At 62.8% G+C, this 8,559-nt stretch carries 11 protein-coding genes; 8 read left to right on the top strand and 3 right to left on the bottom strand.

All coding sequences use genetic code 11. The features are described from left to right. Positions 1 to 23 precede the first annotated feature (23 nt). The 7 genes from JQ575_RS39905 (at position 24) to JQ575_RS39935 (ending at position 4,668) form a co-directional block, all read left to right on the top strand. Entirely contained in the window at positions 24 to 458 is a 435-nt protein-coding gene (locus JQ575_RS39905) for a hypothetical protein (RefSeq protein ID WP_212038651.1), read from the top strand. A gap of 112 nt (positions 459 to 570) precedes the next feature. Beyond that, positions 571 to 1,011: a hypothetical protein gene (locus tag JQ575_RS39910; RefSeq protein ID WP_212038652.1), complete on the top strand. Its 441-nt coding sequence runs from the start codon at positions 571 to 573 to the stop codon at positions 1,009 to 1,011. 27 nt (positions 1,012 to 1,038) lie between these two features. Next, entirely contained in the window at positions 1,039 to 1,413 is a 375-nt protein-coding gene (locus JQ575_RS39915) for a hypothetical protein (RefSeq protein WP_212038653.1), read from the top strand. 174 nt (positions 1,414 to 1,587) lie between these two features. After that, positions 1,588 to 1,863: a YiaA/YiaB family inner membrane protein gene (locus tag JQ575_RS39920; protein WP_192740352.1), complete on the top strand. Its 276-nt coding sequence runs from the start codon at positions 1,588 to 1,590 to the stop codon at positions 1,861 to 1,863. A gap of 221 nt (positions 1,864 to 2,084) precedes the next feature. Then, entirely contained in the window at positions 2,085 to 3,122 is a 1,038-nt protein-coding gene (locus tag JQ575_RS39925; RefSeq protein ID WP_212038654.1) for a hypothetical protein, read from the top strand. Between the two features lie 5 nt (positions 3,123 to 3,127). Continuing rightward, a complete protein-coding gene (locus JQ575_RS39930; RefSeq protein ID WP_212038659.1) occupies positions 3,128 to 4,327 on the top strand; it encodes a hypothetical protein in 1,200 nt (399 codons plus the stop codon). Between the two features lie 134 nt (positions 4,328 to 4,461). Next, the gene (locus JQ575_RS39935) at positions 4,462 to 4,668 is read left to right on the top strand and encodes a hypothetical protein (protein ID WP_192740350.1); all 207 of its coding nucleotides are present in this window, start codon (positions 4,462 to 4,464) and stop codon (positions 4,666 to 4,668) included. Positions 4,669 to 4,758: 90 nt separating this feature from the next. Here the strand turns inward: JQ575_RS39935 and mddA are convergent, their stop codons facing one another. After that, positions 4,759 to 5,532: a methanethiol S-methyltransferase gene (mddA, locus tag JQ575_RS39940; RefSeq protein WP_249167214.1), complete on the bottom strand. Its 774-nt coding sequence runs from the start codon at positions 5,530 to 5,532 to the stop codon at positions 4,759 to 4,761. Positions 5,533 to 5,587: 55 nt separating this feature from the next. Further along, on the bottom strand, positions 5,588 to 5,920 hold the full coding sequence (locus tag JQ575_RS39945) for a hypothetical protein (RefSeq protein WP_212038655.1): 333 nt from the start codon (positions 5,918 to 5,920) through the stop codon (positions 5,588 to 5,590). A 158-nt stretch (positions 5,921 to 6,078) separates the two neighbouring features. Between JQ575_RS39945 and JQ575_RS39950 the strand changes: the two genes are divergently transcribed. Continuing rightward, on the top strand, positions 6,079 to 7,725 hold the full coding sequence (locus JQ575_RS39950; RefSeq protein ID WP_212038656.1) for a winged helix-turn-helix domain-containing tetratricopeptide repeat protein: 1,647 nt from the start codon (positions 6,079 to 6,081) through the stop codon (positions 7,723 to 7,725). Positions 7,726 to 7,733: 8 nt separating this feature from the next. Here the strand turns inward: JQ575_RS39950 and JQ575_RS39955 are convergent, their stop codons facing one another. Continuing rightward, the gene (locus JQ575_RS39955) at positions 7,734 to 8,111 is read right to left on the bottom strand and encodes a hypothetical protein (protein ID WP_212038657.1); all 378 of its coding nucleotides are present in this window, start codon (positions 8,109 to 8,111) and stop codon (positions 7,734 to 7,736) included. Between the last annotated feature and the right edge of the window lie 448 nt (positions 8,112 to 8,559).

Consider the following 8,559-nt stretch of genomic DNA (forward strand, 5'->3'; position numbering starts at 1 on the left):
CTGGCAAGAGAAAGGCGAGGACGATGCATATGTCTTCCGAAAATCCTCTCGATGATGAATTTGGCGGCGTACCGGCATGGGGTCCGCCCTCGCTGCGACGGGCGCTCGTATTCCTGTTGCTGGGCCCGATCCTCGGCGTTCTCGTCGCCCTGTCACCCGACGTTGCGAGCGGAGGACTCAACGCCTGGCTCGTGCTCATCGCCAAGCAGGTGTTTGTCGTCGCGCTGCTGGTATCGGCAATCACCGGGCTCGTCGACGGCATCCTGTCCCGCACCTTGTCGATCTTCTTGCGGGCGCCCCTGATCGCAATCGTCGGCGCGATGTCGGCCATTGGCCTGCCGGCCGCTTTGCTCGGACCGCTGCCGCAGGAGATGTCGATGTCGCTTGCGATCGGCGGCGCATTCTGCATGGGCGTGTGCTCAGTGCTGTCGCACGAATATGGCCGTACCAACACTTGAAAGCCGGCATCCGCTTCTCCGGGGCGCGCCGCTTCATCAACGGTCGCGTCAAGCGTCCACCACGCGCCAATGGGCGAAGTTATGTTAAAAGACGAAAACAGGGCCAACGGCAATGCACGCATCTTCTGAAAACCCTCCCGAAAATGATGCCGACCGCGGATCGCTCTTTACGGATTTGCCCTGGCTGCGACGCACGCTGGTGTTCGGGTTGCTGGGTCCGTTGCTCGGCGTCTTCGAACTGTTGGCATCCGAGGCCGTGCTCGGCGGATTAGGTTACCTGCTTTCCGTCATCATGGGGGTGGTGTTTGTCTTCGGCCTGCTTGCATCCATCGTCACCGGGATCATGGATGGCAGGCTGTCCCGCATTTTGCCGATTGCCTGGCGGGCGCCGCTGGCGGCGCTGTCGGGCGCGCTGCTCGCCATCGGCCCGCCGGCCGTCTTGCTTGGGCCGATGCCGCTGGATTCTTCGATAGCGGTCGGGGCTGTCGGCGCACTCAATATGGCCGTGTGCTCGCTGCTGTCGCATGATTTTGGCCGCAGCCGTCCGTCATGAAGGACTGACTTCAAGAATCGAACGCTGGTGTTCCTGCTGCTGGGTCCGTTATCGGTCGTTCTCACGACCTGGGTCGCGGTTGGAATGCCCTTTGAAAGCTTCGTCCTCTTCTTCGCGGTGCTGTTGTTTCTCATCACCTTTCCGGTATCGGCGATCGTGGGCGTCCTTGACGGGCAACTGGCCCGCGCGGTCCCGCTTCTGCTGAGGGTGCCCCTGACGGCGCTGGTCGGCGCGACGGCGGCCATGGTGCTGCCGCGCGCCGTGCTTGGACCGATGCCGCAGGACATGTCGGTGCAGTTCGGCCTCGGCGGCGCACTCAGCATGGGCCTGTGTTCGTTGCTTGCGCACGACTATAACGCCCACAAAACCCGGCCCGGCGACATCAGCGGTTCCCGGTCGTGAATTATTTCACATCGCCGCTCAATGATCGTTTACCCTTGCTCAACCTGAGGGTGCCTTAATCATACCTCCTTAACCGGCGCGGGCGCAGAAGTCGCTGGCGGAAGTTCCGCAACGGGATTCACGTCACCGGTCCGGACCGGCCCTTCACTTCAGCCGCATCAGCAGGATGGCGCCATGAACCAGAATGTCCAGCACCACAGCAACGCGTGGGTCACCTTCACCTATGTCTCGTTCGCGGCCTCGGCCTTCATGGTCGCCGTCGGCGTCTACTTCCTGCCCGTCGATCTCTGGATCAAGGGCTATCTCACGATGGGCATCCTGATGCTCGTGCAGTGCTGCGTCACCCTGACCAAGACCGTGCGCGACATGCATGAAAGCGACCGGATGGTGAACCGTCTCGAAGACGCCAAGGCGGAGCGGCTGCTGATGGAAGTTTCCAAATCCACGTAATCAGTCCACGTTACCTGAGCGCCGTGGCTGGCGAAGGCAGACGGCGGGTGCTTCGGCATCCGCCGTTTGTCTGTCCGGCACGATGTCTGCCTTGATCTTTGCCTTGCGGATTGTTTGACGTCGCCAACACATCGTTTACCCTCTCGCCACCGCAACGTGCCGCACTCATGGCTCCTTAACGGGCCCGGCGCACAAATCCGGATCGGGTGCGGGCAGGTGGCATGGCGTCTTTCTGGAGCGGCAATTCGGCGATCCGTCATGGTTTTGGGCAGGTCCGCGCTGTCGCCGGACGTCTGCCCGGCTACGTAGCGTTTTGGCTAAAAGCGTTCTCGCAGGAAACCATCGATCTCACCTTGCGCACCCACACCGGCCTGCAGACGCGGATCGTCGAAAGCCCGGGCCTGTCGCTGCCGCAGCAAGACCTCGACGCACTGGTCGCGGATTTGCGCACCGTCGCCGGCAAGACCCTGCCGGCCGGCAGCCTCACCTACGGCATCTTCTCCGGCGAGCGCGAACGCCTGTCGCGCGCCATCGTCACGCTGATCCGTGAAGAAGCCACCGGCCGCCCGATCGCCTTCAACGCGCTGTCGGTGATGTCCGTCGAGCTCGACGGCGAGGAGCAGGAGGTCACCCACCTCGGCCTCGTGATGGTCGATCCTGACGTGCAGGGGCAGGGGCTGTCCTGGGTGCTCTACGGCCTGACCACGCTGGTGCTGTTCGCCCGCGACGGTTTTCGTCCCAAATGGATATCGAACGTCACGCAGGTGCCTTCCGTGTTCGGCATGGTCTGCGACACGTTTTCGGATGTCTACCCCTCGGCCGATGCCGGCGCACGGCAGAGCTTTGCCCATCTGCAACTGGCGCGCGGCATCATGCGGCACCATCGCGCGGTGTTCGGCGTCGGCGACGAGGCCGGGTTCGACGAGGGGCGCTTCGTCATCACCGACGCCTATACCGGCGGGTCGGACGCGCTGAAGAAAACCTGGAACGTCGCGCCAAAGCATCGCGACGAGCGATACAACGCGTTCTGCCTGCGCGAACTCGACTACGCCAGGGGCGACGACGTGCTGCAGCTCGGCCGCGTCGATCTCGCCGGCGCGCGGCGCTATCTGCAGCGCGAGGTGCCGGCCGGCTCGATGCCGGCGCTGCTGGCGGCCTCCGCCGTGCTGGCGCTGCAACGGCTGGTGCTGCCGCTGCTGCACTGGATGGACGATACGCGCGCCTTCGGTACCTTGCGGCCGCGAGGGAGCGGCCGATGAGCCCGATGTCATCAGGCGTGATCGCCGATTCCATCGTCAATCTCTGCGGCGCGCTCGGGCTTTGCGTCGCGATGTTCGCGCTGTACCGGCGCGATCCCCGAAGCCCGCTAACCCTGCGCCTGCTCTTGCTGCTCGGCGTCGTCGCGCTGCTGTTCTTCGCGCGCGGCGTGGCGTGGTGGACTGGCAGCGCGCTGCTCGACCGGCTGTCGCTGATTCCGGCAGCGCTGCTGCCGCTCGGCGCGCTCATTGTCACCGAAGGTATTTTGCGGCGTCATGCGCCGCGTGCGGCCAAGATCGCGGCATTGGCGGGCGCCGTCGTGATCGGCCTCGGCGGCGTGTTCGGGCTGGAGAACTACACGAGGCCTTATGCGATCGCGCTGGCGATATTCCAGCTTGCGGGATTTGTCGTTTGCGCGTGGCTGTTGGCGACGCGGGACCGTACCTCGCTGCTGGCCTCCGAAAACCGCAGCATCGGCCGGCTCGCGGCCGGCGCGCTGATCGTGATCCCCTTCATCGTCACGGATTATCAGGCGCTGGCGCCTGATATGCCGGTCCGGCTTGGCGCGCTCGGCGCGCTATTGGTCGTCACCGCCGTCCTGATCGCAGGTGGCGGCACCGAAACGCGGCGTCAGGGTATCCTGATGACGGCGCTGCGGCTGGTGAGTTCCGCTTTGCTTGGTGCGGCAGCCGCCTGCGTGTCGCCGGATGTCGATGCCGCGCAAATCATGCGCTTCTGCGCGATCGCGATTGCGGGCGTGCTGACCATCGGCCTGATGACCGACACCTTGCGTGCGCTGTTCGAAGCCCAAGTGCCGGGCGTTTTGAATTCTGTCGCCGCGTCCGCAGCCGGTACCCGCGACGAATTGATCGCGGAACTGGCTCGCCATCCGATGTTCGAAAGTGCCCGGCGCTACCGCGAAAGCGATCTTGCCGCCTACGATCCGCCATTGTTGCGGAACCTGCTCTCAACGCGCCGGGTGTTGCGCCGTCCCGAAGCGCCATGGGGCCTTGCCGCGACGGATCTCGCGGTCGAACGGTTGATGTCGCTGATGAAGGCCGGCAATGCCACGCATGTGATTATTTTGTCGCATGAACCGGTCGACCTGCTGGTGCTGGCCGTTCCCGTCATTTCCGCCGATCCCGCCACCGAAACCGCGCTCGCGCTGGTGCGGCGCATCCTCGCATTGACGCCGGAAGCGGCGTGACGGCCGACATCTAAATGTGTTAGGTGCCTGACAGACATGATCCGGAAAAGTGGTTACCGGTTTTCCGAGGAGATCATGCTCACAATCTACAATCCAACGTGCGCGGCAAGCGTTCTTCATGACAGGTGCGGCTGATGGACAAGCAAGCGATGCGCGAGGAGGCCGAGCGCCTGATCCGCGAGACCATGGAAAAGAGAAACCTGACCATCAAGCAGGGCAATACGCGGATCGAGACAACTTGCGGGAAATGCGGCGCGCCAAACCGTCTGCAGGCCGAAAAGGGCGCCACCCGCGTCAAATTCGCCTGCAAGCAATGCGGCCACAAGCAAGAGACGCTTTGAAAACCGTCGTCCTTCTCTGACAACGCGAACGGCCCGCCGGACAATCGGCAGGCCGCTCCGACTAATGCATGGCGCGTTCGCTCGCCTTGCTCAGAACAGGCCCGGCAGCAGCATGGCGACCCGTTCGCGATATTTGCGGTATTCGTAGCCGAAGAACGCGACCAGGTCGCGCTCTTCCAGCCAGATGCCGACGAAGATGTAGGCCGTCGTCACGGACGCGAACAGCAAATGCCCCAGCGTCATGACAGGCGTTGACCAGAAGGCGATGATAAAGCCGAGATAGATCGGATGCCGGATCAGGCTGTACAGCCCCGGCGTCCTGAACGCGATGGGCGCGGTCATGCGTCCGGCGAAATGCGCCACCACCTGCGTCAATCCGAACAGCTCGAAATGGCTGATCAGGAAGGTGCTGTAGAGCACGATCAGCCAGCCCATGAAGCCAATCGCGGTCACGACGCCGGCGAACACCGGCCCTTCGATGTTCCAGACCACCGCCGGCATCGGCTGCCATTGCCAGAACAGCAGGATCAGGCTGAGGCTGGCGAGCAGGACATAGGTGGAGCGCTCGATCGCCGGTGAGGCGAAGCGCGCGAACAGTCTTTTGAAGCCCTGCCGCGCCATCCCGCTGTGCTGCACGGCGAAGATCGACATCAGCACCAGGTTAATCAGCAACGCCGTCGACAGCGAAGAGGTCGGGCCGGTGTTGATGGTCTTGGGGACGACCAGTCGCGAGACGAAGCCGACCGCGTACAGGAAAGTGCCGAGGAAAATCAGATAGGCGAGGCCGCCGTAACAGAGGGCGAGCATTCTCATCGCAAAGGAAGGGATGGCGGCAGGCGTACTTGTTTGCATCGTAATCGACATCTTCAGTCTCCTTTGAAATATGCAGTTGCTCGGAAATCTCTTCGTTCAAGCCGGTTCAGGCGGCGCGCTTGCGCTGCCTCGCTGCTGCCAGGACCTGGTCGATCGGGCCGCAGTAGATCCGCGTCTTGTCCAGCCGGCGTTGATCGAGCTTTCGCTGCGCGATTGACGCGGCCTCTCGCTCATGGTGGGCGATCGCGGCGGCCACCTGGCCATTGAGGAATCGCCTCAGGCGCGCAGCCAGGACGAGGATCTTCCTCAGCAGGGTTGGCGTCGTCGTGGACTGGAACGGCGCAAGCGCCCACATTGCATGATGCTGGCCGCGTTGCCGTGCGGCAACGGGCCGTCTGGCGGAATATCCGTAAGCGTGGAAATCAGATGAGCCGATCATGTGTCGTCTCCGGTTGTATGATCCTTGACCCGTCTGTAAATTGAGATGCGCCCTCACGCTTGGCGGACTCCTTCAGGAGACGTTGGTTTTTCCTCCGCCAGAGGTTGATTTCGATCTGCAATGCCTGGGATTGTGGCGTGGCCTCCGCTGAGGTGGTAATGAAATACCGATTTTCCAATTTCGAGATCGACCTTGGCCAACACGAGCTGCGCCGCGAGGGCGTGTCCGTCCACATCGAGCCCCAGGTCTTCGATGTCATTGTTCACCTGGTGCGCAACCATGACCGGGTTGTCAGCAAGGATGAGTTGATCGACACGGTCTGGAATGGCCGGGTGATCTCGGAAGCCGCGTTCTCCAGCCGCATCAATGGCGCCAGACGCGTGCTTGGCGACAACGGAACGGATCAGCTTTTCATCAGGACGTTGCACCGGCGCGGCTTCCGGTTCGTCGGCGATGTTCAGGCGGTCGCAGCGTCGGATGCCGATGCGGTCAGGCTTGCGCCTGACGATACCGCGTCGGCGGGTGTCGCTGCCGCGCGGGTCTCGATTGCCACCGACGTGTCTCATCTCGACGATGTCGTCTCGGAAGCCGTGAAGGCGGAAGCCATCGCGCGATCGTCGATCGCGGTGCTGCCGTTTGAGAACATGTCGAATGACCCGGAGAACGACTATTTCAGCTACGGCCTGACCGAAGACATCATCCGCCTGCTGGCGCGCAATCGCTGGCTTTCCGTGATCTCGCGCCACTCGACGGTGGGATTCGGGGGGCGCGTGGTCGATGCGCGTGAGGTCGGTGCCCAGCTCGGCGTGAGTTATGTGATGTCCGGCAGCGTTCGCAAGAGTCGCGACGCGGTGAGGATCACGGCGGAACTGGCCCGGGCTGCGGACGGAAAACAGCTTTGGTCCGACAAATACGACCTTCAGCTCGAGAATATCTTCGACATCCAGGAGGAGATGGCACGGCAGATCGCGGCCACGATCGAACCGGAGCTGTCGAAGGTGGAGCAGCAGCTGGCTGCCCGCAAGGCGCCGGAAAGCCTGGATGCCTGGGATTGCTACCAGCGCGGCCTATGGAATCTATGGCGATTTACCACACCGGGGTTTGACCAGGCGGAGGCCTATTTCAGGCGCGCGATCGAAGCCGATCCGGATTTTGCCCGCGGCCATGGCGCGCTCGCCTACGTCAACGTTCAGCGCTCGCTGTATGACGAGCCCAGGGATCGCCCGGCGCGGCTGGAGACGGCGTTGCGCCAGGCGCGTGTCTCCGTGGCGCTCGACGACCTCGATTGTTTCTGTCACTGCGCCCTCGGCCGTGCGCTGTGCCTGACCCGTCAGAATGATGAAGCGCTGGCGGCGATCGACCTGTCGCTGGAACTCAATCCAAGCTTTGCGCAAGGGTATTTTGCGCAAGGGTTCAATCTGTTGTGGTACGGGCGGGAGATCGAAGCGGAAACGCTGCTCGATCGAGCGACCATGCTCAGTCCGCGCGACAGCCATCTATGGAGTTTCCACCACGTGCGCTCCTGGGCGCATTTCTCGCTCGGTGAGTACGACATCGCCGTCGAGTTTGCCCGCAGGGCAACCCGGCAGCCCAATGTCCCGTATCGGGCGTTTGCAACCCTGGCAGCCTCGCTCGGCCGTCTCGGCGAAAAGGCGCAGGCCGAAGCCGTGGCCGCTGAACTGCTGCAACGCAAGCCGGGCTACAAAACGGATACCGCGCGGCACGAGCTCTTCTTCTGCAATGATCAGGGCTTCATCGACCGGTTCGTCGCGGGCCTGCGCGTCGCCGGCATAACCGGCGGCTAGGAAAGCGGCTATTTCACCCGCAGCCGAAGTGGTATGACCTGCTTGTCGGAGCAGGTCATGGTGCCGTTGTAGCCATCGGACAATGGTCCGCTGGCCGTGCATTCGGTGCCCGGCATCGACAATGTCGCGTTCAATTGGGACGAAGCCGAAATCTGCAGGCGCATTTCGCCCTTTTTCTCCACCGGGCCGTCCTGCGTGCACAGGCCGATATGCTTCAGCACGAGCGGGCCACGGTAGTCCCTGATGCGCCCGGATGCCGTTTCCGTGACGGTGGCAGTCACTTCCCATTCCCCGAGAAAGCCGGAAGTGCCACTCACCTCGAGCGCGCGCGCCGGTGCCAGCGTCACCATGACGCCCAGCATGACCGCCAGACCGAATGCTTTCACAACCTGCTCCCGTGCGAGTTGGCTGTCACTCATATCACGACTTTCGCATGTCGTCATTCCGGGGCGCGCGGTAGCGCGAGCCCCGGAATGACAGCTCGATTCGGATATCCGCGTCATTGCGAGCGGAGCGAAGCAATCCATGGCGCGCCCAGCCGAGGAATGGATTGCTGCGCGCGCAATGACGGTTAAGTGCGACAAAACAACCCGACGGGCAAATCAGTTCTGATTTACGGAATTCGTGTCAAGTAGAAAATTTCTGTAAATCAAAAATATTTCTGTTGTCGGCCGACCCAAATCAGTGCGCATCTATCGCCATCCCGTCCTACTCAGAAGGGCGTCGGCCGTCGTCACGGACGTTGGACGGGTTGCGATGGACGCTGGTTTGCGCTGAGACGATGGCGTGTACTAAGCGTACGGCAAAACCGTGTGGTCCTGGCGCCCGTTGCAG

The sequence above is a fragment of the Bradyrhizobium sp. JYMT SZCCT0428 genome (assembly GCF_018131075.1).
In the GTDB taxonomy this organism is placed as follows: domain Bacteria; phylum Pseudomonadota; class Alphaproteobacteria; order Rhizobiales; family Xanthobacteraceae; genus Bradyrhizobium.

Coding starts and splice junctions, on each gene's coding strand:
- JQ575_RS39930 (WP_212038659.1), top strand. CDS start 3,128: ATGTCATCAGGCGTGATCGCCGATTCCATCGTCAATCTCTGCGGCGCG.
- JQ575_RS39925 (WP_212038654.1), top strand. CDS start 2,085: ATGGCGTCTTTCTGGAGCGGCAATTCGGCGATCCGTCATGGTTTTGGG.
- JQ575_RS39920 (WP_192740352.1), top strand. CDS start 1,588: ATGAACCAGAATGTCCAGCACCACAGCAACGCGTGGGTCACCTTCACC.
- JQ575_RS39945 (WP_212038655.1), bottom strand. CDS start 5,920: ATGATCGGCTCATCTGATTTCCACGCTTACGGATATTCCGCCAGACGG.
- JQ575_RS39905 (WP_212038651.1), top strand. CDS start 24: ATGCATATGTCTTCCGAAAATCCTCTCGATGATGAATTTGGCGGCGTA.
- JQ575_RS39950 (WP_212038656.1), top strand. CDS start 6,079: ATGAAATACCGATTTTCCAATTTCGAGATCGACCTTGGCCAACACGAG.
- JQ575_RS39910 (WP_212038652.1), top strand. CDS start 571: ATGCACGCATCTTCTGAAAACCCTCCCGAAAATGATGCCGACCGCGGA.
- mddA (WP_249167214.1), bottom strand. CDS start 5,532: ATGTCGATTACGATGCAAACAAGTACGCCTGCCGCCATCCCTTCCTTT.
- JQ575_RS39935 (WP_192740350.1), top strand. CDS start 4,462: ATGGACAAGCAAGCGATGCGCGAGGAGGCCGAGCGCCTGATCCGCGAG.